This is a genomic window from Brevundimonas sp. AVps31 (genome assembly GCF_058681355.1).
Genome location: NZ_CM178736.1, coordinates 2726908 through 2752727 on the forward strand (window position 1 = coordinate 2726908; position 25820 = coordinate 2752727).

Sequence of the window (25820 nt, forward strand, 5' to 3'; positions counted from 1 at the left end):
GCGCGGGCCTAGTCGTCCGCCAGCAGGGCCAGCAGGGCGAAGCTGGCCAGCCAGTGCTCGCCCATATAGTCGCCGGTGACGTGGGGCAGGGCGGCGTCCAGATGGGTCGCCGCCGCCCTGCGCGCGATGACGGCGCGGATATCGCTCTCCGGCAGGGCCGAGGCGATTTCGCGCCAGCACCAGGCGCGGCTCAGGTTCAGGCCGTCCAGATGGGCGATCTTGCCGTCCGACCGGTCGCTGACGCTGGCGGGGGTGAACAGGGTCGCGGGCTTCTGCGATCCCGTTTTGGGCAGGAAGGCGTTGAACCAGTCCTGGAAGTCATGCGGGTGCAGGACGCGCCGCATCAGGGCGGCCTCCATCAGGGCGGGCGACAGGAACTCGTCCTGCGACGGCTCCCACGCCTGACAGTCCCGGTCGCCCGAATGCCAGGTCGATGCCTTCTCACGGCACAGGGCGGCCAGCACCGGATCGTTGGCCTCGGCCCAGTCCAGCGTCAGCCGCAGGGCGAAGGCCGTGTTGTAGTGGGTCCCGACCCGCACCGGATAGGCCGCCAGCGGCAGGAAGGCGTGGAAGCGGTCGGCGAACGCGCGCGCGAGCGGGCGCAGGGTCGCGGCGCGGCGACGGCCGTCCTCGCTGTCGTGCCGGTCCAGTTCCGCCGCCAGCATCAGCAGCCAGCCCCAGCCATAGGGGCGCTCGAACCCGCGGCTGGACGGCTGATCCAGATAGGCGACCTCGGCGGCGACGTTTTCCGGCGTGAACAGCTCATTCGCCAGGGCCCAGATACGCGGCGCCTCCGGATTGTCCGGATACAGCCGCAGCAGGGTGAACAGGGTCCACCAGCCGTGCACGCAGGAGTGCCAGTCGAAGCTGCCGAAGAAGATCGGGTGCAGGTCGCGCGGCCCCTTCACGTCCCGCTTGCCGGTCAGGACATGATCCAGCTTGTTCGGATATTCGCGGGTCACATGGCCCAGCGCCGCCGAGGCGAAACGGGAGGCGGTGGCGGCGTCGAGGCGATGCGTCATCGGGCTACTCAGAAGCGGAAGGCGAGGGCGTACATCAGCCCGATATTGACGAACAGCAGGATCAGGGCCGTCGGAATCTGCGCCCGGATGACTCCGTTGAGCGCGGCGTTGCGGTCCGGCAGCTCCAGCAGGTTGGCGGGCACCACATTGAAGTTGGCGGCCATGGGCGTCATCAGCGTCCCGCAGAATCCGGCCAGCATGCCGATGGCGCAGACGATGGCCGGGTTGCCGCCGAACTGGTGCACCACGATGGGCAGGCCGATGGCGGCGGTCATCACCGGGAAGGCGGCGAAGGCATTGCCCATGATGATGGTGAACAGGGCCATGCCGAGGCAGTAGGCGGCCACCGCCAGAAGCGGCGTTGTCAGGGGGACCGTCTGGCTGACCAGTTGGCCGACCACCCCGCCCACGTCGGCGGCGAGAAAGACCGCGCCCAGCGAAGCCAGCATCTGGGGCAGCAGGGTGGCCCAGCCGATCGAGTCCATCAGGCGACGGCCTTCCTGCACCGGCGCGAGCACCGGCGGGCGGAACCAGGCCATGGCCGCGAACAGGGCGATGACGCAGCCGAGACCCAGCGCGATCAGGGTGGTCTGGGTCGAGGAGATCAGCCACGCCCCCGCGCCGGTATATTTGGCCAGCAGCGTCCCGCCGACGGCGACCAGCGGAATGATCAGGGCGGGTACGAACAGGGCGTTCCCGCGCCCGGCCGCGCCTTCGCGCCGTTCCTCGATCGTGGTCGTGGCGGGCTGGCCGACGCCCATCTTTCCGATCGCACCGATGACGACCAGCGCCACCACCAGCAGCCCGTTGCCGAGTCCGCCCAGCAGATCTCCGAACAGCAGGGAGGTGGCGATCAGGCCCCAGAACAGGGTGTTGCGGATCCGGGTCGGGTGCGTCCGGTCCATGGCCGTGAAGACGGCGAAGGCGAGGAACATCAGACCGGTGAGGATATAGGCGTGCTGAAGCGTGATCATCGGGCCGCCTCCGCATCGCCGACGGGTGCGGCGAGGTCACGCTTCAGGCTTCGATCAAAGAGCCACAGCCGGATGCCGTGCACGATGAAGGCGGCGATGGCGGTGGGGATGGCCCACAGGGAGATGTGCAGCGCCTCGACCCGGATGCCCGCCTGTTCGAGGAAGCCGACCATCAGGACGATGGAGCCGATGGCGATGAAGATGTCCTCGCCGAAGAACAGGCCGATGTTGTCGGTGGCCGCGGACATGCCGCGGATCCGGAAGCGGACCTTGTCGGGCAGGGGACCATGGTCGGCCTCGGCGGCGCCCTCTGCCATGGGGGCGACGAGGGGGCGGACCATCTGCGGATGCCCGCCCAGCGAGGTCAGGCCCAGCGCCGAGGTGCCCTGCCGCACCAGCAGATAGACCAGCAGCAGCCGTCCTGCCGTCGCGGCGCGGACGGTGGAGATCAGCTGCCGCGCCCGCTCCTGCAAGCCCGCCCGCTCCAGCACCCCGATCACCGGCAGGATCAGCCAGGTGATGTGGAAATAGCGGTTGTCGTTGAAGGCCTCCCCGAACCGGCTCAGCGTCGCCACGCCGGCGTCGAACAGCGCACGCGCGTCCACGCCCGGGCTGACGGCCGCCAGCACGCCGGTGACGATCGCCGCGACCAGTATGACCAGCAACGGATTGATCCGGGCGATGAAGCCCGCCACCACGACCGCGATCCCCAGAAGCACAAGCATCTCTTCCCCCTCCATCCGGGCGCGGACAGTCGCGCGGTTCGCCGTCCTGCGAAAGGCCTAGGGCTTGCCGAATCCGCCGCCGCCCGGCGTCTCGATGACGAACACGTCCCCGACAGCCATCTGCACCTCCGCCGTCGCGTCCAGCGGCTCGACCGACCCGTCCGCGCGCTCGATCCGGTTGATGCCCACCGCGCCCGGCTCCCCGCCCGCCGCGCCGAACGGCGGGGTGCGGCGGTGGTTGGACAGGATGGCAGCGGTCAGGGGTTCGAGGAACCGCACCCGCCGCACCGCCCCGTCGCCGCCCCGGTTGGCGCCGGCCCCGCCGGAGCCGTGGCGGATGGAGAATTCCTCCAGCAGGACCGGGAAGCGGGTCTCCAGCACTTCCGGATCGGTCAGGCGGCTGTTGGTCATGTGCGTCTGCACCGCCGCCGTGCCGTCGAAACCGGGCCCCGCGCCCGAGCCGCCCGCGATGGTCTCGTAATATTGTCGGGTGGCGTCGCCGAAGGTGAAGTTGTTCATCGTCCCCTGACTGGCCGCCAGCACGCCCAGCGCGCCGTACAGCGCATCCACGACGGCCTGGCTGGTCTCGACATTTCCGGCCACGACGGCCGCCGGATAGCGGGGGTTCAGCATCGAGTCCTCGGGCACGATCAGGGTGATCGGCTTCAGGCAGCCCTCGTTCAACGGGATGGCGTCGTCCACCAGCGTCCGGAACACATAGAGGGTCGCCGCCCGGGTGATCGACAGCGGGGCGTTGAAATTGTTGGGCCGCTGGGCGCTGGTGCCGGTGAAGTCCACGACCGCGCTGCGGACCTCCGTATCCACGTCGATCCGTACACGGATGACTGCGCCGTCATCCATCTCCAGATCGAAGGAGCCGGGCTTCAGGGCGGCGATGGCGCGGCGGACGGCCTCTTCGGCATTGTCCTGAATGTGGCCCATGTAGGCGGACACCACCGGCCGCCCGAACTCCGAAACCATGCGGATCAGTTCGTCGGCCCCGCGGGCGCAGGACGCAACCTGGGCCTTCAGGTCCGCCATGTTCTGATCGACGTTGCGCGACGGGTGAGGCCCGGAGGCGAACAGGGCGCGGGTCTCCGCCTCTCGCAGCGTCCCGGCGTCGATCAGAAGGAAGTCGTCGATCAGCACGCCCTCGTCCTCGACCGTCCTCGAGGTCGGCGGCATTGAGCCGGGCGTGATCCCGCCGACATCGGCGTGGTGTCCGCGCGCGGCGACGAAGAAGGCGGGCCGCTGATCGGCCGCGAGGAAGACCGGCATGATGACGGTGATGTCCGGCAGGTGCGTTCCGCCGTTGTAGGGGGCGTTCAGCATATAGACGTCGCCGCGCCGCATGCCGCGCCCGTCCCGGGCGTCGCCTCGTGAGGCGACCACGGTGCGGATGCTCTCGCCCATGGAGCCCAGATGCACCGGGATGTGCGGGGCGTTGGCGATCAGGGCGCCGCCCGCGTCGAAGACGGCGCAGGAGAAGTCCAGCCGCTCCTTGATGTTGACCGAATAGGCCGTCGCGCGCAGCGCCTCGCCCATCTGTTCGGCGGCGGCCATGAAGCGGCTGTTGAACACCTCCAGCAGGATCGGATCGGCGTGGGTCCCGATGGCGGTGCGGGCGGGCAGGGGGACGACGCGCCTCAGGATCAGGTTCAGCCCCGCATCGGCCGCGGCGCGCCAGCCCGGCTCGACCACGGTGGTGCCGGTGTCCTCCAGGACGACGGCCGGGCCGTCCACGGCGGCGCCGGGGCCGAAGTGCTCGCGGCGATAGACCGGCGCCTCACGGCTTTCGCCCGCCATCCAGACCGGGGTATGGGCGACGACGGTGGGCGTCCGCTCGCGAGCGTCGCCTCCGGTTCTGGCGGTCTGGCCTGACGCCCCGGTGGCCTCGGCCTCCAGCGTCTCGACGACCAGCGCCTTGCCCTCGGCGAAGAAGCCGAAGCGGCGGCGGTGCAGGGCCTCGAAGGCGGCGGTCATCGCGTCGGCCGGTCCGAAGGGCACGGTCAGGGGCGTGTCGGAGCCCGCGAACTTGATCTCGGCCCGGGCGGCGACGGCGATCCGGTCGTCGGCGAAGCCCTGGGCCGCCAGTTCGGCCCGGGCCTGCTCCGCCAGCGCCTCGATCCGCGCGGTCATGTCCGCATCGGCGGCGGCGTCCAGCGGGATCGTCGCCGTCGCCTGCCGGATCGCCCGGACCTCGGCCAGCCCCATGCCGTAGGCCGACAGGACGCCGGCGAAGGGGTGCAGCATCACGGTCGTCATGCCCAGGGCGTCCGCGACCAGGCAGGCGTGCTGTCCGCCCGCGCCGCCGAAGCAGTTCAGGACGTAGCGGGTCACGTCGTAACCGCGCTGGATCGAGATCGACTTGATCGCCTCGGCCATGTTCTGGACGGCGATGGTGACGAAGCCCTCGGCCAAGGCTTCCGGGGTGGTGGCGTGGCCTGTGGCGGCCTCGACCTCGGCGGCCAAGGCCACGAAGCCTTCGCGCACAGCGTCGGCGTCGAGCGGTTGATCCGCGCCGGGGCCGAAGACAGCGGGGAAGAATTCGGGCTTCAGCTTGCCCAGCAGGACATTGCAGTCCGTGACCGTCAGCGGTCCGCCCCGGCGGTAGGCGCGCGGTCCCGGAACGGCGCCGGCGGATTCGGGTCCTACCCGCAGCCGCGCCCCATCGAACCGACAGATCGAACCGCCGCCCGCCGCCACCGTATGGATCGCCAACATGGGCGCGCGAAGCCGCACCCCGGCGACCACGGCGTCCGAGGTCCGCTCGTACGCCCCGGCGAAGTGGGACACGTCGGTCGAGGTGCCGCCCATGTCAAAGCCGATGACGCGCTCGAATCCCGCCGCCTTCGCTGTCTCGGCCATGCCGACCACGCCGCCGGCCGGGCCGGACAAGATGGCGTCCTTGCCGCGGAAGGCGCCCGCCGCCGTGAGGCCGCCGTTCGACTGCATGAACAGCAGGGGCGTGGTTTCACCGAGCGCCCCGCCCACCTTGTCCACATAGGCGCGCAGGATGGGCGAGAGATAGGCGTCGGCCACGGTGGTGTCGCCCCGCCCGATCAGCTTGATGAGGGCCCCGATCTCATGGCTGACCGAAATCTGCTCAAAGCCCAGCTCGCGGGCGATTTCAGCCACCTGCCGTTCGTGATCGGTGAACCGCCAGCCGTGCACCAGGGCGATGGCGACAGAGCGGAATCCGGCCTCGCGCGCCGCCAGCAATCCCCGCCTTGTCCCCGCCATATCCACAGGCTTGTCCACAGCCCCGTCGGCCCGGACGCGCTCATCGATCTCGACCACGTGGTCGTAGAGTTGATCGGTCAGGCGGATGTGGCGGGCGAACAGGTCCGGACGGCTTTGCCAGCCGATCCGCAGGGCGTCGCCGAAGCCGCGGGTGATGACCAGCACGGTCGGTTCGCCCTTGCGCTCCAGCAGGGCGTTGGTGGCGACCGTGGTGCCCATGCGGACGGCCTCGACCAGACCGGGCGGCAGGGGTCCGGGCCCGGCGTCCAGGACCCGGCGCACCCCCTCGACGGCGGCGTCGGCGTATTGCTCGGGATTGACCGACAGCAGCTTGCGGGTGGTCAGGGCCCCGTCCGGCGCGCGGGCGACCACGTCGGTGAAGGTGCCGCCCCGGTCAATCCAGAAGCGCCAGCCCGTGACCTGATCCATTCCACCGCTCCGACTCATGGCGTCACCCTAGCCTGTCAGACGCCCGGTGGTCCGAAGATCCAGATCATCCAGATCCCGACGGCCAGACAGACACCGAAGGCCAGACGGTCCGGACCGGCCAGGGGCTTGCGCATCACGGCCCGCACCAGCACCAGGCAGAGCACGGCGGCCACCGACCAAAGCAGGACGCCGGGCAGCCCCTTCCAGCCGACCCAGGCGCCGCCGGCCGCCAGCAGGAAGGGATCGCCGCCGCCCAGCCCGTCCCGACCCCTCACGCGGCGGTAGATGAAGGCCGGCAGCCACAGCGCGACGAACCCCGCCGCGGCGCCGATGCCGGCGTTCAGCAAACCCGTTCCACCGGGCAGCAGAGCCGCCCCCAGTCCTGCGGCGCCTAGCGGCAGGGTCAGTTCATCCGGCAGCCACAGGTGCTCGGCGTCCACCACGGCGATCAGCAGCAAACCCCAGCCCAGCACCGCGGTCAGCAGGGCGGCGGAAATCGTACCCTGTGCGAGCGCCGCCCAGCCGCCCAGCGCCGCGCAGGCGAGGGCGAAGCCGGCGTACCGCGCGATCCGTCGCGGCGCCGTCCTCGCCTCCGACTTCGGCAGGCGCTCGCTGGCAAGGGCCAGCGGCAGGCCGACGACCAGGCCGGCCGCGACAAAGGCCAGTGTGACAATCCCGATCTGCACGCGCCCTCCGCATAGCCCTGACCGCTGCGATAGGCGGCGCCTGTCGTCACGGCAAGGTGGACGGACGTCCCGCGGCGTTCAACGTTTTCGGATCCGGCGCCAGCGGAACGCGCTTCAGCCAGAGCCGCAGCGCCTCCCAGTGGATCGCGGCGACGACCTTCAGGGTCTCGAAGGGGACTGCCAGCACGGCCTTGAGGATGTCGCGGTCCGTCAGGGGGCGTCGCTCGCCGCTCATCGCCGTGGCGATCAGCAGACCCTCCGGATCATGACCGTCGATGGCCAGGGTCAGCCGTTCATCCGGATCGCGACCCTTGAAGTGGTACCGCATGTTCATCCGCATGAAGGGAGAGACGTGAAGCGTCTTGTCGCAGCCCTGGTCGAACCGCCCCTCGCCCTCTACCGGCAGGACATAGGACCGTCGCTCGCCGAAGGTGCTGGAGACTTCATAAACCACCGCCGCCAGTCGGCCGTCGGCGCGGTGGGCGTACCAGACGCTGATCGGATTGAAGACAAAGCCCAGCATGCGGGGCATCGTCAGCAGCCGGACGGGCCCGTCCACGCCGGTAATGCCGGCCGTCTCAAGCTGCAGCATGACCTGGGTTCGCAGGTCGGTCGTGGATTTGTCGCCATGGTCACGGGGCTGGAAAGACAGCAGGTTGAACCGGCCGACGGAGAACAGCCGGGTGCTCGCCTCCGCCTCGGCCAGCCGGTCGATGTCCAGCAGAACCCAGAACAGCCGATAGCGGAAGGCGTGCACGCGGGGCCGCATCCGTCGATGCATGACCGTGCCGCGATACAGGCTTCCGGCAGGGCTCATGCGTGCAGCCGCTCGGGTTCGGGGGCGGGCGACAGGTGGATGCGGCCGCTTTCATCCTCGACCTGCCAGGGCCGGCGTACGCCGCCCAGCTGCTCGGCGACCGCCAGGCCGGACTGAAGGCCGTCCTCATGGAAGCCCGCGCCGAAGTGGGCGCCGCAATACCAGACGCCGCCCTGACCCTGCAGGCTCCACAGTTCCTTTTGCGCGGCCACTGCGGCCTGATCGAAGATCGGGTGTTCGTAGACCTCGGTCTTCAGCAGGGTTTCGGGCCGTGGCGGGCGCGGCGGGTTCAGGGTCACGAACAGGTCGTCGCCGGGCAGGCCCTGCAGCTTGTTCATCCAGTAGCTGACGCACAGACCGTTGTTGGTTCCCATATAGTTCCAGCTCGCCCAGGCCCGGCGCCGCTTCGGCATCAGGGCGGCGTCCGAATGCAGGATCGTCAGATTGCGGCTGTAGCGGAAGGCGCCCAGCAACCGGCGCTCCTCCGGGGTCGGTTCGGCCAGCATGGCCAGCGCCTGATCGGCGTGGGCGCCGATGACGACGTGGTCGAACGTCTGCTCGTCTCCGCGCACGTCGCGTACGATCACCCCGTCCGCCACACGGCGGATCGACTTGACCTCGCGGCTCAGGCGGATGCAGTCCCCGAGCGTCTGCGCCAGTTTCTCCACATAGACCCGGCTGCCGCCGACGATGGTCCGCCACATCGGCCGGTTAAGAAATTTCAGCAGGCCGTGATTGGTGCAGAAGCGGACGAAGGCTTCGGCGGGATAGTCGTTGATGGTCTGGGCCGGCGAGGACCAGATCGCCGCCGCCATCGGCAGCAGGTGATCGTCGCGGAAGGCCGCGCCGAATTTCCGGGATTTCAGATAGTCGCCCAGGCTCAGATCCGGATCCTTCAGGGCGGCGATATCGCCCGGCGCCCGACGATAGAAGCGGACCAGTTCGGCCAGCATCTTCCAGAACCGCGGGCGGAAGATGTTGCGGCGTTGGGCGAACAGCGCCGGCGCCGCATATTCGAACCGACCCTCGTCCAGCGACACCGCGAAGGACATGTCCGTCTCGCGCGTGGGGACCTTCAGATGCTCCAGCAGGGCGCACAGGTTGGGGTAGGTGGCGCCGTTGAACACGATGAACCCCGTGTCCACCGCCACCTCGCCGCTCGCCATCCGGGCGTTGACCGTGTTGGAATGCCCGCCCAGCCGCTCATCACGCTCGTAAAGCACCACCTCGTGCCGCGAGTTCAGCAGCCAGGCGCAGGACAGGGCCGACACCCCGGACCCGACCACGGCGATCCGCAGGCGGCGGGCGGAAGAGGCGGAAGATGCGACGGTCAAGGACATTGTCTCGGTCAGGACGGCCCGCGGGCCTGATGTCCCTGTTACGTCCGTGAACGCATTCCGGATGACGGGTGATCCATCCACGGGCACAACACGTAAGATGATCCATGCACGGCTCAGTCATGACCTCGAGCTTTCGCCCCGTCCGCGCGGTCCGCGTGACTGACGGCGTGGAAGACTATGATCAAATGATCGTGGCGGTGGCGCAAAGGCGCGACCGCGAGGCTTTCGCCTGCCTGTTCCAGCATTTCGCGCCCCGCCTGAAAGCCTGGCTGATCAAGGGCGGCGCGGCGGAGGCGGCGGCGGAGGAGTTTGCGCAGGAGGCCATGCTGACGGTCTGGCGCAAGGCCGAACTGTTCGACGCCCGCATGGCCCATGCCGCGACCTGGATTTTCACCATCGCCCGTAACCGGCGGCTGGACGCCCTGCGCAAGGATGCGCGCGTCCCGCCGGTGGAGCTGATGCCGCCTGCCGTTGACCCGGACCGTCCCGACAGCCTGCTGGAAGGCCGTCAGGACGCGACCCGTATCCGGGAGGCCATGGCCACCCTGACGCCTGAACAGGCGCAGGTCGTGCACATGGCCTTCTTCCTCGATCACCCTCATTCCGCCATCGCCGAGCGTCTCTCCCTGCCGCTCGGGACGGTGAAATCCCGTATCCGGAAAGCCATGTTGAAGTTACGCGTCACGCTGGAACAGGAGGGTGGCCGATGAACGCCCGTCCGGCTCCGTCCGAAGAAACACTGCTGGCCTATGCGGCTGGAACCCTGAGCCCGCCCGAGGCGGTCGTCGTTTCGGCCTGCCTGGCCATGCGTCCCGAGGTCGAAGGCTGGGTGCAGCGGCTTCAGGGCGTCGGCGGCGCCATTCTCGGTGATCTCGATCCCACGCCGATGCAGCCGGACGCCTTGGCCCGGGCTTTGGCGCGCGTCGATGCCGACACCGGCGAGGTCGTCGCGGCCCCGCCGCTGAACGATATGCCGGAGCTGCCGGAGCCGCTGCGCCGTTACCCCTTGGGCCGGTGGCGCAAGATGGGCGGCGGGGTCGAGGTGCGTGACGTACACGCTCCGCGCGACGGCGACACCCGCGTGATTCTGCTCCGCATCGCGCCCGGACAGGCCACGCCGAGGCACACGCACGGCGGGGTTGAACTGACCTGCGTTATTTCAGGCGCCTATGCGATAGAGAATCAGGCTTACTACCCGGGCGACTTCGAAGAGGCCGATCAGGAGACCCTGCATCAGCCGCGTGTGATTTCGGACGAGCCCTGTCTCTGCGTTGCGGCGCTGGATGGGCAAATCATCCTCGACGGCCTGTTGGGTCGTCTCATCCAGCCCTTCGTACGATTGTAGATGCCGGAAATTATTCTTTGGGGCGCCTCGGCGCTCCTCCTTGTCGCCGTCATGTCCCTCGCCTGGTTCGTCCAATGGCGAACAGGGCAGGGGGCGTGGGTCGACGCCTGCTGGACGTTCGGTATCGGACTGGCCGGTCTGCTCGTTGCGCTGTGGCCCTTCGTGGTCGGGCACATCGACTTCCGCCAGGGCGCGGTGGCCGGGCTGATCGCCCTGTGGAGCCTGCGGCTGGGCGGTCACCTGGTCGAGCGCGCCCTGAAGGGCCAGCCGGACGAACGCTATGAAGGGCTGAAGCGGGAGTGGGGCGCAAAGGCCCAGCCCCGCCTGTTCGGCTTCCTGATGCTGCAGGCCGGCGCGGGCGCGCTTCTGGTCGGCAGTCTGCTGGTCGCCGCGCGCAACCCCTCGCCCGGTCCGACGCTGCAAGACCTTCTCGGCGTACTGATCATGCTGGTGGCGATGGGCGGCGAGGCCACGGCGGATCGGCAACTCGCCGTCTTCAAGGCCAATCCCGAGAACAAGGGCAAGATCTGCGACACCGGCCTTTGGGCCTGGTCGCGGCATCCGAACTATTTCTTCGAATGGCTGGGCTGGTGCGCCTGGCCGGTGATGGCGATCAACCTGAGCGGCGACTGGCCGTGGGGCTGGCTGGCCCTGTCGGCGCCGATCTACATGTACTGGTTGCTGACCCGCGTCTCGGGCGTGCCGCCCCTTGAGGCGCACATGAAGAAGACGCGGCCCGAGGCCTTCGCCGCCTACGCCGCCCGCACCAGCCTGTTCTTCCCGCGCCCGCCCAGGGCGGACTGACGCCTCAGCGCCGGAGGCGGACGACGGCCCCCTCCGCCGGATCGGACGCCCCGTCCGCCAGCGACCGCACCACGCCCGCGGCCGCCTCCAGCCCCTGATGCTCGACGATGCGGATCCACGGTGAGGCCGGGTCGACGACGCGCCGGAAGAAGGTTTTCTGGTCCGCCAGGAAGCGTTCGTAGAAGGCGTGGAGCGTGCCACGCTCGCGGTGCTGGTCCAGACAGGTCGCGGCGAAGAAGAAGACCGGCTTCGGTCCCACCATCTCGGGGTCATGGGTCGGGAAGGCGTCGCCCTGCGTCGAGCCGACCAGACAGTCGTAGGTCAGCCTGTCGCCGAACCGCGCGTGCACGCGCCGCCGCAACACCGGATCGCCCGCCAGATCGAGATACAGGGTCGGCTTGTCGTCCGGCAGGGTCTCGACCGCGTCATAGCCGTATACGGCGTCATAGCATCCCAGCCCCTCGACAAAGGCCCGGTTGCGCGCGCCGGTCAGGGCGATGACCTCGATATCGTCCTGCTCCAGACACCAGGCGGCGCCGTAGGCGGTCTTGCTGGAGGCGCTGGACACCACAATCCGTTTCGCGCCGAAGAAGCCCGCGTCCCGCAGGAAGTCGACGGCGGTGTAGGAGGTCACGAACAGCGGCCGGAAGATCGCCTCGCTGGTTTCCAGCTCCGCGTCATAGTGCCGGTCCGCCGCGCACAGGACGTAGCGATTGTAGATGTCCGGCACCGCCTTGCGCCACGGCGAGCCGTCGGCGAAGCCGCCGCGCGACACCTTTTCGGCCTGTACGATCAGGGTGTCGGCCATCGGGAAATAGCCGAACACCCGCGCTCCGACCGCGATGCCCGGCGTTTCGGACGCGATCACATCGGCAAAGCCCCAGACCGGCATCATCCCATAGTCGTCGCGGCCGGTCGGGAAGACCTTCCAGTAACCGATGGAGTCGCCATAGGCGGCATAGGTGATGTTGTTGGTGGTCAGGGAGAACCGGTCCAGCGCCAGCACCACCTCGCCCTCGGCCGGTGGACCGTGCTCGGGAAGCCTGTCCCTCAGCGTATCGCCCGGATCCGCCTTGCGGGTCATCAGGCGGTGTTGGCTGTCGATCATGGCGTCTCTCCCGGTCGTCTTTTGCGGGAGCCTAGCAGGATCGCCGGTTGACGCAGGAGAAGGATCGGGACGGCGCCGTCACGCGCCGCCCCGTCCGGTCATCAGGCCGAGATGCGGCCGAACAGGTCCGCCAGGGCGGTGATGCGGCCACGGTTGACGACCTGGGCCTTCTCCGCCGCCGATCGCAGGGTCTGAGCCAGTCGCCCCGCCGCGCGCTTGTCGACCCGTCCGCCGCGCCAGTCGGTGACGACGGCGCCCGCGCGGGTCGCGACGTCGGCGTCCAGACCGCTGGAGCGGGCCAACTGGTCCAGGTAGGACTGGGCCACGTCCGGCGTGTCCGCCCAGCGGATGCGGGTCTGGGTCTGGGGGTTGATCTCATCGGCCTGGATGGCTTCGGCGGCGGCGATCTCCGCAGCCGACAGCTGGTCGCTGGGGATCAGCTTCAGCACGTCCAGACCGCGCACGATCTCGCTCGAATAGATCTTGCCGTTGAACCAGTAGGCTGACCAGGACCCGCCCACCTGCACGCGCTCGCCGTTCAGTGGGCCGCGGTCGAAATAGGCGATCTCGGTCGGGGCGGACGGATCGGTGAAGTCCATGATCGAGATGCCGCCCTGGTACCAGGCCTGAACCATCAGGTCGCGACCGGGCACGGGAATGATGTTGCCGTTGTGGGCGACGCAGTTCTGGTTGTTCCCCTGCACCGACGGCAGCTTGAAGAAGCGCTGCCCCTTCAGCTGGCGATCGTCGATGGTGGCGATCAGGTCGGCGCCCCAGGTGTAGGGGTCCTCGGCGCGGCAGCGGGCATTGATGCCGCCGCCCCATTCGTCGGTGAAGACCACGTGGTTGCCGGTGTTGTTGAACGTCGCGGAGTGCCAGTAGGCCATGTCCGGGTCGAACAGCTCGGACAGGCGCGACGGATTCTGCGGGTCGGAGATGTCCAGCAGGATGCCGTTGCCGCTGCACGCGCCGCCCGCGATGCCCAGTTCGGGGAAGGCGGTGATGTCGTGGCAGTGGTTGGTGACCGAGGTGTTCTGGCTGGCGGCGCCGGCGCGACCGCCGGTCCACAGGCCGTTGATCCGACCCGTCGCGCGATCGGCGAAGATGCGCGGCCGGTTGACGATGGCGGCGTCCTGCGGGTGGTCCAGCGGCACCTTGATGACGTCGATGGAATAGAGCGCGGTCTCGGCGTTCGCGTCCGGCTGACCGTCCGAGCAGATGCCCAGTTCGCCTGTCTTGCGCACGCCCGAGGTGGCTGAGTTGTAGATGTACAGCACCTTCGGATCGCTGGGGTCCGGCACTTGGGTGTGGGTGTGCGAGCCCCGGCAGGTCTGGATCGCCGCGATCTGGCGCGGGGCGTTCAGGTCGGTGATGTCGAAGATGCGGATGCCGCGGAAGCGTTCGGAGCTGATCTCGTCGGCGGTCGGGTTGGCGCCGCAGTCCAGACGGCCCCGGTTCTCCTCGACCGACATGAAGAGCAGGTTGCCGTGCACCGAGACGTCGCCCTGACCGCCGGGGCAGACGATCGACATGGCCAGCTGGGGCGCGCCCTCGCCGGTCACGTCATAGATGTTGATGCCATTGAAATTGCCCACGAACAGTCGGCCGTTCGAGACGGCCATGTCGCTGTTGGCCAGACCCAGCGGGCTGAAGCCGGGGTTGCCGCGGGCCTGCGCCTGCATGGCCTGGCCTTCTTCCGCGTTGCGCGGCGGGGTGAAGACGCGGGCGGGATCATAGAAGCCGGGCGCCGGCTCGACGGCATGGAGCAATTCCAGCCCGCGGGCGGCCTGACCGGCGTCGTGCAAGCCGGGCGACAGGGCGCTGCGTTCGTCGACGGGCGCGCTCAGCGGCATGTCGCGCGACTGGGCCGCGGCGTGGCCGGCGGCGGCCAGGACGCCCAGGGCGGCGACGGTGGAAAGCAGGAGGCGACGAACAGTCATGGCCGGGTCTTTCGCTGTCAGAGGTCGGAGAGAAGGGTCTGCATGCGCAGGATTTCAGCGGACTGATCCGCCACGACGGAGGTGGTGAAGTCGGAAAGCAAGGTGTCTTCGGCGGCGTCGGGCAAGGCCAGCAGCGCCTGCACCATGTCCAGTGCGCCCTGGTGGTGCTGGATCATGCCGGTCAGGAACAGCCGGTCGAACTCGACGCCGCGCGCGGCCGCCAGTCGCTCCATCTGCGCGGGTGAGAGCATGCCGGGCATCAGCGGCGTCTCGGACGCGGGCATGGCGTGCCCTGTGTGGGCGGCGTGATCCATACCCCCGTGCCCGTGCATATCGGGCATGTCCAGCGGCTGGCCCCGCGCGGTCAGCCAGTCGCGCATCAGGGCGATCTCCGCCTCCTGCGACATGGCGATCCGGCGGCCCAGCAGCTTGACGCGCGGAGTCTCGCCATGGGCGTCCAGCAGGGCGACCATCTCCACGGCCTGACCGTGATGGACGATCATGTGCTGCATGAAGCGCACGTCGTCCTGGGTGAAGGTGGTGCGGGCCAGAACCAAAGCTTCGGCAGGCGTGATCGTCCGCGACGGCGCGCCCGGGGCGCCCGGATGGAAGATCGGCGCCGTCTGTCCGGACAGCGGCAGGGTCAGCGCAAACAGGCCGGCAAGAAACGACAAACGCTGAAACCCCCGTCGGCCGCCCCTTCGACCGGCCGGCAGACTAGGGGGCGTTCCAGACGCAGGGCAAGGCGTAATCTTCGGCGGAACCGCCCTCAGAACACCCGATGCAGGCTCGCGGCTTCAGTGATGGACCGCAGCACCGGGCCCCGGCGCACGGTTTCGACGCCGGTGGACAGTCCGATCCTTGCGCAACCGTGGTCCCGCAGGGCGTGGGCCAGCGCCGCCTGCACCAGCGCATCGGCGACCGGCGCGGGATCGAACAGGTCGAACGCGGTCAGCGCCTCGATATTGAACAGCGGCCCGTCCTGCGCCGCTGCGAGGATGGAATAGCGCAGCATGCCCTGCACCCCGTCATCCGCCAAGGCGCCCAGCACGCCGCCCGCCTCCGGCGCCCGCCCGACCACCGCCCGCCAGCCGTCCGCCGTCAGCGACGGGTCGTCCAGACGCGCGAGGGCGAAGGTGGCGACGGCATCGTCCGGTGTCAGGCGGCGGATCGAAGGCGGTGACATGGCGGGACGGTCCGATAGCGCGGTCCATCGCGCCTTGATCTCCATCAAAGTCCGCGTTTGCGTGAGCCGGGCGGCCCGCATAGGCTTTGCCCCATGCTGGAACTCCGCGCCCTGCCCACCGACTGCGCCCATCGCCGCAAGGAGTCCGCCTGCTCGACCTGCGAGGCCCGGGCTTTCAGCGTGTGCAGCGGTCTGGATATCGACGATCTCGCCGGGCTGGACGCCATCGCCGAGCGCCTGTCCCTGCGGGCGGGCGAGGCGTTGATGCGGGAAGGCGATCCGGCGAACCACCTGTTCAACATCACCTCGGGCTCGGTGCGGGTCTACAAGCTCCTGGCCGACGGACGACGCCAGATCACCGGCTTCCTGTTCGCAGGCGATTTCGTCGGTCTGGCCACCGGTCAGGACTACGCCTTTTCAGCCGAGGCCATCGAGGACGCGACCCTCTGCCGGTTCCGGAAAAGCGAGTACCGCGCGCTGATCCGTGAGCGGCCGACGCTGGAGACGGCCTTGCTGGACCGGGCCACGCACGAACTGGCGGCGGCGCAGAACCAGATTCTTTTGCTGGGCCGCAAGACGGCGCGCGAGCGGATCGCCTCCTTCCTGCTGGACGTGCCCGAACGGGATCCGATCCGGCCGTCGGTCGCCGATCACGTCCACCTGCCGATGACCCGGGCCGAGATCGCCGACTATCTGGGCCTGACGATCGAAACCGTCAGCCGCGAGCTGACCCGGATGAAGACGTCGGGCCTGATCCGGATGCTGGCGTTGAATGACTTCCGAATTGAACAGCCGGATCGCCTGCGCGCGGTCGCGGACGGCGAGGGCTAGGCCGCAAGCGGCGGGCGAGGCGTCAGGCGGACCCGACCGTCTGCATTGATCCCGTCGACACGGACCAGAAGATCGCAAACCGCCATCGGCGCAGTCCGGTGGCTGATCAGGATCAGCCCCTGCGACCGTTCACGCAGACGACGATCCAGCGCCCTCAGCACCCGACCCTCCGTCGCGGCGTCCAGTCCCTCGGTCGGCTCGTCCAGAACCAGCCAGGGCGCATCCCTGAGGAAGGCGCGCGCCAGTCCCAGCCGCCGACGCTCGCCGCCGGACAGTCGCTCGCCATTTGCTCCCACGCGGGCGTCCAGGCCCAGAGGCTCGGCCCGCACCCGGTCCCCCAGCGCGGCGTCGTCGAGCGCCTTCCACAGCGTCTCGTCGTCGGCGGGCCCCGCCATCAGCAGGTTATGGCGGAGCGTGCCGTCCAGCAGCCGCACGTTCTGCGCGGCGTAGGCGAACAGGGCGCGGCGTTCTGGTTCAGGCACATCGGCGGCGTCCCGGTCGCCGGTCATCGCCTCGCCGCGCGGCGCGGTCCGCAGCCCGATCATCCGTTCGACCAGTGTCGTCTTGCCCGCGCCGGACGGACCGAACAGGCCGAGCCGTGTCGGCGGTTCGATGGCCTCGCCCAAGGCAGTCCAGGACAGGGTCGGGTCAACGGCCCCATGGCTGTGCGCCGCCACCGGTTCGGGCAGGATGTCGTCCAGACGCCTCAGCGCCTCCGAAGCCGCGCCGTTCTGGTGCAGGGCGCCGATCAGAGCTGCGATGGACTCGATCCCCATCACCGCCGCCAGTGCGGCCAGGGCCGTCATGGGCAGGGGCGCGCCGCTGGTGGCCGGGACGACGCCGATGACCGCGACAGCGGTGGCGATCGCCTGCCAGGCGCCCATCCATCCGGAGGCGCGTGCGAGCGCGATCTGGGCGCGGTCCGAGACGGCTGCGGCCTCGGCGGCCTGCGCCACGGCCCAGTCGTCCAGCCCATAGGCCTTCAACTCGGCGGCGGCGGCCTCCAGCGCGGACAGCCTGTCCTTCAACGCCCCGACCGCGATCTGGACCTCGCGCCCGGCGGGATCCGCCAGACGGCGCGCGATCAGCAAACCGCCGGCGCAGGCGCCCGCCATCGCCAGCAGCAGGATCAGGCCGGCCAGAGGAGAGGCGAGGGCCGCCAGCAACACCGCCGTCGCCGCGCCGGCGCCCAGGCCCCACGGGATCGAGCGCCGCACAAACAAGGTCTGGACCGCGTCCACGTCCTGCACCAGTCGGGCCGAGGCCTCGCCGGACGACAGACCCAGCGCCCGCTCCGCCGGGGCCGAGGCGATGGCGTCGAACAGCTGGGGTCGCAAGCGAGCCAGCGCCTTCAGCGCCGCCTCATGCCCGGCGACCCGTTCGATGTAGCGCGCGCCGGTGCGAACGATGGCCAGCAGCCGGATGATCGCGCTGGGCATCATGTAGTTGAAGGCCTGCGCCGCCGCATAGCCCGCCGCCCCCGCGAAGGCCGCGCCGGTGATGAACCAGCCCGACAGGCCCAGCAGCCCGACCGCCGCGACCGACACCGTCGCCGCGCCGACGGCGGCCAGCCTCAGCCGCCCGCGTTGCGCCCGGCGCTGGGCTTCGACGAGGCCGTGAATCCGGGACACGTTCACAGGCGCACCACATGGTCAGCGAGGGCCGCGACGGCGGGGGAGTGGGTCGCGATCAGGGTCGTGCGGCCTCTGGCGGCTTCACGGATCAGCGCCAGCACGGCCTGCTCGGACGCCGGGTCCAGGTTGGCCGTCGGCTCGTCCAGCAGCAGGATCGGCGCGCGCTTCAGCATGGCGCGGGCCAGACCCAGCCGACGCCGCTCGCCCCCCGACAGGCCGCCCCCGCGCTCGTCGATGCGCCGGTCCAGCGGCCCGATCAGTCCCGCCTTGTCGGCGGCGATCTGTATCCGACCGGGGCAGGCGGTCTGGTCGGCGACCGCGATGTTTTCCGCCAGCGTGCCGGGCGTCACCATCGGGTTCTGACCCGCCCAGGCGATATCCCGGGCGAAGCCGCCGGCGACGCTGAGCCGCTGACCGCGGACCTCCACCTCGCCCCGCGTCAGCGGCGCAAGCCCGAGCAGCAGGTGCAACAGGCTGGACTTGCCCGCCCCGCTGGCGCCGACCAGGGCCACGATCTGGCCGGGCCGGACTTCCAGATCGAACCCGGTGACGATCGGCGCGGCGCCGTCATAGGCGATGGCGACATCGCGGAACCGGATCGTCGCCGGGCCATCGCCCAAGGACGCGCGGACCGGCGCGGGCGGATCAGGCATGACCAGCGAGGGCGCGGCGGCTTCTGCGGCCTGCCGGTCGTGGTAGGCGGCGGCCAGTCGGCGCAGGGGCTGGTACACCTCCGGCGCCAGCGCCAGCACGAAGAAGGCGCGCGGCAGGTCCAGGGTCTCCGGAACCGGGAAGGGCAGAAGCCGCAGCAGGTTGAAGCCGCAGTAGACGGCGATCAGCGCCACCGACAGGGCCGAGAAGAACTCCAGCATCCCGGACGACAGGAAGGCGATGCGCATCACCCGGGCCGTTCGCGTCTCCAGTTCGTCCGACGCGCGCGCGATCTCTGCGGTGGTGCGGGCGCCGGCGTCGAAGGCCAGAACGGCGGGCAGGGCGCGGATGCGATCGATAAACAGACCCGACAGCCGCTCCAGCGCCGTGAACTGCCGTCGGCTTTCACTCGCCGCAGCGGTCCCCGCCAGCGCCATCCCGGCGATGAACGGCAGCAGGGTGAACAGCAGCACGCCCGCCGCGACCGGGCTGGCCACGGCGGCGGCCGCGATAATGAGCAGGGGCGACAGGCCCGCCGCCATCCTCAGCGCCGCAAAGCGCGAGAAGTAGCCGTCCAGTGCACTGACACCCTCGACGGCGGCGGTCAGGCGATCGCCGCTGCGGCGGCCGTGTCCGAACAGGTCGGCCAGCACCCGGCCGCGCACCTCCGTCTTCACCGCCCGGCCCAGACGCGCGCCGGTCAGGACGGCGGCGTGTCCGATCAGACCCCGCGCGATCAGGCTGACGCCCATCAGCGCCAGCCAGGGCAGGGCGGCCGTCAGCGAGGTTCCGAAACTGGAAATGGTCAAGGCCAGCCCCGCGGCGAACCCGATGGCCGGCGCCACATCGGCCACGGCCAGCAGTCCGCCCAGGGTCATCAATCGCGACCAGGGCCGGCCCGTCCGCTTGAGCCAGGCGGCCGGGGTTTCGGAGGCGATCGGCGCGGCGGTCATCCATCACTCCAGCGCCCGGCGACAGGAAAACGCCACGGGACAAAGCGCCGCTGGACAAAACGTCCAAGGACAATGGGTCCCCTTAAATTGCGGGCTGTGCGGGTGCTTTGATCGAGATCAAGGCGGTGGCCCCGCCACGATTTTAAGGCCCACCCACTCGTCGGTCGTCGTGGCTGGCGCTCCGGAGCAATGCCATGATCGACCTCGCGGTCGTCGACCTGTCCAGGCTGCAGTTCGCGCTGACGGCCCTCTATCACTTCCTGTTCGTGCCCCTGACGCTGGGGCTGTCGTTCATGCTGGTCATCATGGAGTCGATCTATGTGATGACCCGCCGGCCGATCTGGCGGACCATCACCCGTTTCTGGGGGACCCTGTTCGGCATCAACTTCGTACTGGGCGTCGCGACCGGCATCACCATGGAGTTCCAGTTCGGCATGAACTGGAGCTATTACAGCCACTACGTCGGCGACATCTTCGGCGCCCCGCTGGCGATCGAGGGGCTGATGGCCTTCTTCCTCGAGGCCACCTTCGTCGGTCTGATGTTCTTCGGCTGGGACAAGCTGAAGCCGCACGCCCACCTGTTCGTCACCTTCATGGTGGCGCTGGGCACCAATCTGTCGGCGCTGTGGATCCTGATCGCCAACGGGTGGATGCAGAACCCGGTCGGCGCCGCCTTCAACCCCGACACCATGCGGATGGAGGTCACGGACTTCATGGCCGTGCTGTTCAACCCGGTGGCCCAGGCCAAGTTCGTGCACACCGTCAGCGCCGGCTATGTCTGCGCCGCCGTCTTCGTGCTGGGCGTCTCGGCCTTCTACCTGCTTCGCGGCAAGCATGTCGGCTTCGCCAAGCGGTCGATGACCGTCGCCGCCGCCTTCGGCCTGTTGTCCTCGCTGTCCGTGGTCGTCTTGGGCGACCAGTCCGGCTACGCCCTGACCGACAACCAGAAAATGAAGCTGGCCGCGCTGGAGGCCATGTGGCGGACCGAGCCCGCGCCCGCCGGCCTGACCCTGATCGGCGTCCCCAGCCTGAAGGATCGCCAGACCCACTACGCCGTCCACATCCCTTGGGTCATGGGCCTGATCGCCACCCGCACCGTCGACAAGCCGGTCGAGGGCATCTTCGAACTGGTCGCCACGGCCGAGGACCGCATCGAATCCGGCGTCATCGCCTATGGCGCGCTGGAGCAGGTCAAGGCCGATCCGCAGGACATGGCCGCCCGCGGCCTGTTCGAGACCCATCGCCGGGACCTCGGCTACGGCCTTCTGCTGAAGCGCCACGTCGCCGATCCGCGGCAGGCCTCGCCGGAGCTGATCCGGCAGACGGCGTGGGAGACGGTGCCCAATGTGCCCGTGCTGTTCTGGACCTTCCGCCTGATGGCCGGGATCGGCGTGTTCATGGTCGCCCTGTTCGGCACGGCCTTCGTGCTGTGCACCCTGCGCAAGCATGACACCCGGTGGTTCCTGCGGCTGGCCGTCCTGGCCATCCCCCTGCCGTGGATCGCCATCGAGTCCGGCTGGATCCTCGCCGAGTTCGGGCGTCAGCCCTGGGCGGTCGAGGGCGTTCTGCCGACCTTCCTCGGCGCCTCCAGCCTGACCGTGCCCCAGCTCTGGGCCACGATCATCGGCTTCACCCTCCTGTACGGCGCCCTGGCCGTGGTCGAGGTGCGCCTGATCCTGCACGCCATCAAAAAGGGGCCGTTCCACGAACAGGAAATGTTCGGCGCGACCGACCCCGAACAGCCCGGCGAACGCGCTCCCGCGCCCGCCGTGGCCTGATCCAGACCTTCAGGATATCCGATCATGGAACTTCCCATCGACTTCGCCACCCTCCGCCTGATCTGGTGGGGACTGCTCGGCGTGCTGCTGATCGCCTTCGCCCTGACCGACGGTTTCGACCTCGGCGTCGGCGCCCTTCTGCCCTTCGTCGCCAAGACGGACGAAGAGCGCCGCATGGTGATCAACACCGTCGGCGCCACCTGGGAGGGGAACCAGGTGTGGTTCATCCTCGGCGGCGGCGCGATCTTCGCCGCCTGGCCCTTCGTCTATGCGGTCAGCTTCTCCGGCTTTTACCTGGCCATGTTCCTGGTGTTGTCGGCGCTGATCCTGCGGCCGGTGTCCTTCAAATACCGGTCCAAGCGGCCGTCGAAGACGTGGCGGACCTTCTGGGACTGGGGCCTCTTCATCGGCGGCTTCGTCCCGGCGCTGGTCTTCGGCGTGGCGGTCGGCAACGTCCTGCTGGGCGCGCCCTTCCGCCTCGATAGCGACCTGCGCTCCTTCTACGACGGCAGCCTGCTGGGTCTGTTCACGCCGTTCAGCCTGGTCGCCGGACTGCTGTCCGTCTGCATGCTGGTCCTGCACGGCGCCGCCTGGTTGTCGATCAAGGCCGAGCAGGGGCCGGTGATGGAACGGGCGCGGCTGTACGGCACGATCGCGGGCGGCCTGGCCTTGGTCCTGTTCGCCGTCGGCGGTCTGTTCGTGGCCTTCGGTGACATGGGCTATCGCATCACCGGCGTGCTGGATCCCAACGGCTTCTCCAACCCGCTGCGCACGACCGTGGTGGCCGCGCCCGGCGCCTGGCTGGACAACTACGGCCTCTATCCGTGGATGCTGATCGCCCCCGCCCTGGGCTTCCTCGGCGCGCTGGCGGGGCTGGCGGGCATGTGGCGCCGGTCCGCGCCGCTGGCCTTCGGCGGCTCCTCCCTGTCGACGGTCGGGATCATCGCGACCGCGGGCCTGTCGATGTTCCCCTTCATCCTGCCCAGCTCGATCAACCCGCAGTCCAGCCTGACCGTCTGGAATGCGTCGTCCAGCCACCTGACGCTGTTCATCATGCTGATCGTCACGGTGATCTTCCTGCCGCTGGTCCTTCTCTACACCGCCTGGGTCTACAAGGTGCTGTGGGGGCGGACCTCGACCGCGGCGCTCAAGACCAACCCCGACCTTTACTGAGTCACAGGAGCTTCAAGCGATGTGGTATTTTTCCTGGATACTGGGACTCGGTCTGGCGGTCGGCTTCGGCGTGCTGAACGGCCTTTGGCACGAGTTCCATCTGTTCGACGAGGGCGACGAAGGCCTGTCTAACCCTGACGCGTCGAAAGAGGTCGATGTTCCCCTCTAGTCCGTCCGGTCTGACGACGCGGGACCTGATCGCGCGGTACGACACCCACGCGCCGCGTTACACCTCCTATCCGACGGCGGCCCAGTTCACGCCCGCCGTCGGACCCGCCGACTGGGGCGGCTGGCTGACGACGGCGCCGACGGATCAGGCGGTTTCCCTGTATCTGCACATCCCCTTCTGCAAGCGGCTGTGCTGGTACTGCGGCTGCAACACGCGGGCGATGAACCGTCAGACCGTCATCTCCAGCTATGTCGACCTGTTGCTGGCCGAGGCCGATCTGGTGCTGGCGCAGGTCGGGCGGCCCCTGCGGGTGGGGTCGATCCATTTCGGGGGCGGGACGCCCAATGTGCTGTCGCCCGCCGATCTGGAACGCCTGTTCGCCGGCCTCGCCGCCCGCTTCGATCTGGGCGACTGTTTCGAGATCGCGGCCGAACTGGACCCCGAAGTGCTGACCCCCGACTGGGTCGAGGCGGCGGGCCGGATCGGTCTGTCCCGCGCCAGTCTTGGCGTTCAGGATCTGTCGCCGGCAGTGCAGGCGGCGGTCAATCGGCCCGAGCGGTTCGAGACCATCCAGTGGGCCGTCACGGCCCTGCGCGAACAGGGCGTGACCTCGATCAATCTCGATCTGATGTACGGCCTGCCGCTGCAGGCCATAGAGAATGTCGTCACCACCCTCGGCCAGGTGACCACCCTGCGTCCTGACCGGATCGCCCTGTTCGGCTACGCCCATGTGCCGTGGATGAAGCCGCATCAGAAGCTGATCCGGGACGCCGACCTGCCGGACGCCGAGGCGCGGTTCGCCCAGAGCCGGGCCGCCGCCCGGTATCTGGACGCCAAGGGCTGGCGCGCCATCGGGCTGGATCATTTCGCCCTGCCGCACGACTCCCTGGCCGCGGCCGACCGGGCCGGGCGGCTGCATCGCAATTTCCAGGGGTATACGACCGACACCGCCCCGGTGCTGATCGGCCTGGGCGTCTCGGCCATCAGCCGGACGCCGCAGGGATTCGTCCAGAACCTGACGCTGGAGCGCGAGTGGCGCGCCGCGGTCGGCGCCGGGACCCTGCCCACCGCGCGGGGCGTCGCCCTGACTCCGGGGGACGCCTTCGTCGGCGACCTGATCGAGCGGCTGATGTGCGACTTCGCCGTCGATGTGGCGGCGGTCTGCGCGCGCCACGACCGGGCCGCGCCCGAGCCGCTGTCGGCCTGGCCGCGTCTGGCGGCCTTCCTCGAGGATGGATTGATCCGTCTCGACGGCGCGACGGTCACCGTGAGCGAGCGCGGACGCCCGTTCGTTCGCGCGGTCTGCGCGGCCTTCGATCCCGGCGCGACGGGGGCGGTCCAGCGTCATTCCCGGGTGGTCTGAACTGGACCAATTGTCCCACCCTCGCAGGGTTTGCGCTGGATCAAGGCCAGCGGTCCCCGGGTCGGCGCATCACCCTTCGCACGCCCGCAGGAAAAGGCCGCATGAGGCGGCTCCGGGCGTCGGGATGAGACTGATGAATCCGAAGACCCTGATCCTCGCCGCCACCGCCGTTGCGGCGCTGGCCGGCCCCGCCGCGGCCCAGACCGCGACCGCCTGGGAGATGCCGAAGAAGGGCGACTGGCTGGTGTCCGGCCGCCTGACCGACGTCTTCTCCGGCGCCGACGACGCCATCGTCACTCCGGCGGGCGTGGACTCCGGCCTCCACGTCGATGTCGGCGACAGCGTCATGCCGACGCTGGGCTTTACCTATTTCCTGAGCGACCACTGGGCGATCGAGGCCATTCTCGGCACGACGAAGCACGAAATCCGCGCCCAGGGCGGCGCCACCGATGTGGCCGTTCACGAGACCTGGGTGGTTCCGCCCATCGTCACCCTGCAATACCGTCCGCTGACCGAGGGTCGCGTCAGCCCCTATGTCGGCGCGGGCGTGAACTACATGCTGTTCTACAGCGGCGAGGACAAGAACGGCTTCACCGTCGATCTGGACGACGGCTTCGGCTACGCGCTGCAGGCGGGCGCCGACGTCGGCCTGCAAGGGCCCTGGAGCCTGAACGTCGATGTGAAGAAGGTCTGGTTCAACACGGACGCCAGCATCAACGGCGGCGCGCTGGAAAGCGATGTGAACCTCGACCCGTGGGTCGTCTCGGTCGGCGTCAGCCGCAAATTCTAGACAGCCCATCGCCCTGTTCCGCCGGCTGCCGGCGGGGCAGGGCGTCTGTCCGGGGCGCCGGTTCAGGGCTGTGCGGCCGCGTGATCCAGCGCCTCTTGCAGGGTGGTCGTCCACACCCGGTCCCGATGCGCCGCCAGCCAGTCCAGCAGTTCGGCGTGGGCCTGCGCCGACACCGGCAGGTGCTCGCCGCCGACGCCGTGGAACAGCAGCACCGTCATCCCGCCGCTCTCGACCGCCTGCTCGACCCAGGCGATCAGCTGCGCGCCCGTCACGTCCGCATCGAAGGCCTTGGCCGGGATGTGCATGCGATCCAGCGCCGCCACCTCCGCGCCCAGGTCCGACGTCTCGACTGACACGCCGCGCACATAGGTGACCAGACCGGACGCCCTCAGCGCCTCCAGATAGTCCACCCCGCCCGCCGTGCTCTGGCCGCAGGGCGTGGCCATGCCATGCCGTTCCCGACCGTCGATCGCGGCCAGCATCACATTCGCCTGCTCGATCTCGCGCAGCAGACTGGCCACCGTATAGGCCTCGGTCACATAGCGGGGATCGGCCTCGAACGTGGCCGCGGCGCAGGCGTGGAACAGGGTGTGATTGCCCAGCTCATGCCCTCCGCCCGCCGCCGCCCGCCAGCGCGGCAGATCGGCCTGCCGCACGTTCGACAGGAAGAAGGTGGCCTTCAGCCCCCGCGCATCCAGCGCCGGGATCGCCGTCTCCAGCTGCGACGCCATGGCGTCGTCATAGGTCAGCACCACCGCCGCCCGCGCCCCGCCGGGCCAGTCATTGGCGGTCGCTGAACCCGCACCGGCCAGCACCGCCGCGAACGCCAGCACGCCGGACAGGAAGGATCGCGTCATGG

The 25820-nt window shown here is 69.4% G+C and carries 23 protein-coding genes; 9 read left to right on the top strand and 14 right to left on the bottom strand.

Annotated elements, in window-relative coordinates; genetic code table 11:
• Window positions 1-8: 8 nt before the first annotated feature.
• From ACW174_RS13245 to ACW174_RS13275, 7 genes are read right to left on the bottom strand one after another with little or no spacing between them, the layout of a single operon-like run.
• Window positions 9-1022 carry a DUF2891 domain-containing protein gene (locus ACW174_RS13245; RefSeq protein ID WP_492014912.1) on the bottom strand — a complete coding sequence of 338 codons (1014 nt, stop codon included), beginning with the start codon at window positions 1020-1022 and terminating at the stop codon, window positions 9-11.
• Window positions 1023-1030: 8 nt separating this feature from the next.
• Window positions 1031-1996 carry a DUF979 domain-containing protein gene (locus ACW174_RS13250; RefSeq protein WP_492014913.1) on the bottom strand — a complete coding sequence of 322 codons (966 nt, stop codon included), beginning with the start codon at window positions 1994-1996 and terminating at the stop codon, window positions 1031-1033.
• Window positions 1993-2721 (bottom strand): DUF969 domain-containing protein, encoded by a 729-nt coding sequence (locus tag ACW174_RS13255; RefSeq protein WP_492014914.1) that lies wholly within the window; start codon window positions 2719-2721, stop codon window positions 1993-1995. The genes ACW174_RS13250 and ACW174_RS13255 overlap by 4 nt, the downstream gene beginning before the upstream one ends.
• 57 nt (window positions 2722-2778) lie before the next feature.
• Window positions 2779-6393 (bottom strand): hydantoinase B/oxoprolinase family protein, encoded by a 3615-nt coding sequence (locus tag ACW174_RS13260; protein WP_492014915.1) that lies wholly within the window; start codon window positions 6391-6393, stop codon window positions 2779-2781.
• Window positions 6394-6428: 35 nt separating this feature from the next.
• Window positions 6429-7079, bottom strand: a complete 651-nt coding sequence (locus tag ACW174_RS13265) for a prepilin peptidase (protein ID WP_492014916.1) — start codon at window positions 7077-7079, stop codon at window positions 6429-6431.
• A 46-nt stretch (window positions 7080-7125) separates the two neighbouring features.
• Window positions 7126-7896 carry a DUF1365 domain-containing protein gene (locus tag ACW174_RS13270; RefSeq protein WP_492014917.1) on the bottom strand — a complete coding sequence of 257 codons (771 nt, stop codon included), beginning with the start codon at window positions 7894-7896 and terminating at the stop codon, window positions 7126-7128.
• Complete coding sequence (locus ACW174_RS13275; protein ID WP_492014918.1) at window positions 7893-9236, bottom strand: NAD(P)/FAD-dependent oxidoreductase; 1344 nt, start codon at window positions 9234-9236, stop codon at window positions 7893-7895. The genes ACW174_RS13270 and ACW174_RS13275 overlap by 4 nt, the downstream gene beginning before the upstream one ends.
• Window positions 9237-9340: 104 nt before the next feature.
• Here ACW174_RS13275 and ACW174_RS13280 point away from each other — a divergent pair, with 104 nt between their 5' ends.
• Genes ACW174_RS13280 through ACW174_RS13290 form a run of 3 tightly spaced genes read left to right on the top strand, consistent with a single transcriptional unit; the run spans window position 9341 to window position 11385 of the window.
• Window positions 9341-9946: a sigma-70 family RNA polymerase sigma factor gene (locus ACW174_RS13280; protein ID WP_492014919.1), complete on the top strand. Its 606-nt coding sequence runs from the start codon at window positions 9341-9343 to the stop codon at window positions 9944-9946.
• A complete protein-coding gene (gene chrR, locus ACW174_RS13285) occupies window positions 9943-10581 on the top strand; it encodes a cadmium/peroxide/UV radiation responsive anti-sigma factor ChrR (protein ID WP_492014920.1) in 639 nt (212 codons plus the stop codon). Before ACW174_RS13280 ends, chrR begins: the two co-directional genes overlap by 4 nt.
• Window positions 10582-11385 carry a DUF1295 domain-containing protein gene (locus ACW174_RS13290; protein WP_492014921.1) on the top strand — a complete coding sequence of 268 codons (804 nt, stop codon included), beginning with the start codon at window positions 10582-10584 and terminating at the stop codon, window positions 11383-11385.
• Between the two features lie 4 nt (window positions 11386-11389).
• Here ACW174_RS13290 and ACW174_RS13295 read toward each other — a convergent pair whose 3' ends face one another.
• The 4 genes from ACW174_RS13295 to ACW174_RS13310 form a co-directional block, all read right to left on the bottom strand.
• Complete coding sequence (locus tag ACW174_RS13295; protein WP_492014922.1) at window positions 11390-12493, bottom strand: DUF2855 family protein; 1104 nt, start codon at window positions 12491-12493, stop codon at window positions 11390-11392.
• A 101-nt stretch (window positions 12494-12594) separates the two neighbouring features.
• On the bottom strand, window positions 12595-14433 hold the full coding sequence (locus tag ACW174_RS13300) for an LVIVD repeat-containing protein (protein ID WP_492014923.1): 1839 nt from the start codon (window positions 14431-14433) through the stop codon (window positions 12595-12597).
• 17 nt (window positions 14434-14450) lie between these two features.
• The gene (locus ACW174_RS13305) at window positions 14451-15107 is read right to left on the bottom strand and encodes a DUF305 domain-containing protein (RefSeq protein WP_492014924.1); all 657 of its coding nucleotides are present in this window, start codon (window positions 15105-15107) and stop codon (window positions 14451-14453) included.
• Window positions 15108-15202: 95 nt separating this feature from the next.
• The gene (locus ACW174_RS13310; protein WP_492014925.1) at window positions 15203-15619 is read right to left on the bottom strand and encodes a GNAT family N-acetyltransferase; all 417 of its coding nucleotides are present in this window, start codon (window positions 15617-15619) and stop codon (window positions 15203-15205) included.
• Window positions 15620-15712: 93 nt separating this feature from the next.
• Here ACW174_RS13310 and ACW174_RS13315 point away from each other — a divergent pair, with 93 nt between their 5' ends.
• Entirely contained in the window at window positions 15713-16450 is a 738-nt protein-coding gene (locus ACW174_RS13315) for a Crp/Fnr family transcriptional regulator (RefSeq protein WP_492014926.1), read from the top strand.
• Here ACW174_RS13315 and ACW174_RS13320 read toward each other — a convergent pair.
• Window positions 16447-18081: an amino acid ABC transporter ATP-binding/permease protein gene (locus ACW174_RS13320; protein WP_492014927.1), complete on the bottom strand. Its 1635-nt coding sequence runs from the start codon at window positions 18079-18081 to the stop codon at window positions 16447-16449. The two genes, ACW174_RS13315 and ACW174_RS13320, sit on opposite strands and share 4 nt — an antisense overlap.
• A gap of 2 nt (window positions 18082-18083) precedes the next feature.
• The gene (cydD, locus tag ACW174_RS13325; protein WP_492014928.1) at window positions 18084-19688 is read right to left on the bottom strand and encodes a thiol reductant ABC exporter subunit CydD; all 1605 of its coding nucleotides are present in this window, start codon (window positions 19686-19688) and stop codon (window positions 18084-18086) included.
• A gap of 197 nt (window positions 19689-19885) precedes the next feature.
• Here cydD and ACW174_RS13330 point away from each other — a divergent pair, with 197 nt between their 5' ends.
• The 5 genes from ACW174_RS13330 to ACW174_RS13350 all read left to right on the top strand — a co-directional run bounded on the left by ACW174_RS13330 (window position 19886) and on the right by ACW174_RS13350 (window position 24961).
• Complete coding sequence (locus ACW174_RS13330; RefSeq protein WP_492017282.1) at window positions 19886-21466, top strand: cytochrome ubiquinol oxidase subunit I; 1581 nt, start codon at window positions 19886-19888, stop codon at window positions 21464-21466.
• A gap of 24 nt (window positions 21467-21490) precedes the next feature.
• A complete protein-coding gene (gene cydB, locus ACW174_RS13335) occupies window positions 21491-22639 on the top strand; it encodes a cytochrome d ubiquinol oxidase subunit II (protein WP_492014929.1) in 1149 nt (382 codons plus the stop codon).
• 19 nt (window positions 22640-22658) lie between these two features.
• Window positions 22659-22808: a cytochrome bd-I oxidase subunit CydX gene (gene cydX / locus ACW174_RS13340; protein WP_492014930.1), complete on the top strand. Its 150-nt coding sequence runs from the start codon at window positions 22659-22661 to the stop codon at window positions 22806-22808.
• The gene (gene hemN, locus ACW174_RS13345) at window positions 22795-24171 is read left to right on the top strand and encodes an oxygen-independent coproporphyrinogen III oxidase (protein ID WP_492014931.1); all 1377 of its coding nucleotides are present in this window, start codon (window positions 22795-22797) and stop codon (window positions 24169-24171) included. The genes cydX and hemN overlap by 14 nt, the downstream gene beginning before the upstream one ends.
• 124 nt (window positions 24172-24295) lie before the next feature.
• A complete protein-coding gene (locus ACW174_RS13350; RefSeq protein WP_492014932.1) occupies window positions 24296-24961 on the top strand; it encodes an OmpW/AlkL family protein in 666 nt (221 codons plus the stop codon).
• 62 nt (window positions 24962-25023) lie between these two features.
• Here the strand turns inward: ACW174_RS13350 and ACW174_RS13355 are convergent, their stop codons facing one another.
• Window positions 25024-25818: a polysaccharide deacetylase family protein gene (locus ACW174_RS13355; RefSeq protein WP_492014933.1), complete on the bottom strand. Its 795-nt coding sequence runs from the start codon at window positions 25816-25818 to the stop codon at window positions 25024-25026.
• Window positions 25819-25820: the final 2 nt, after the last annotated feature.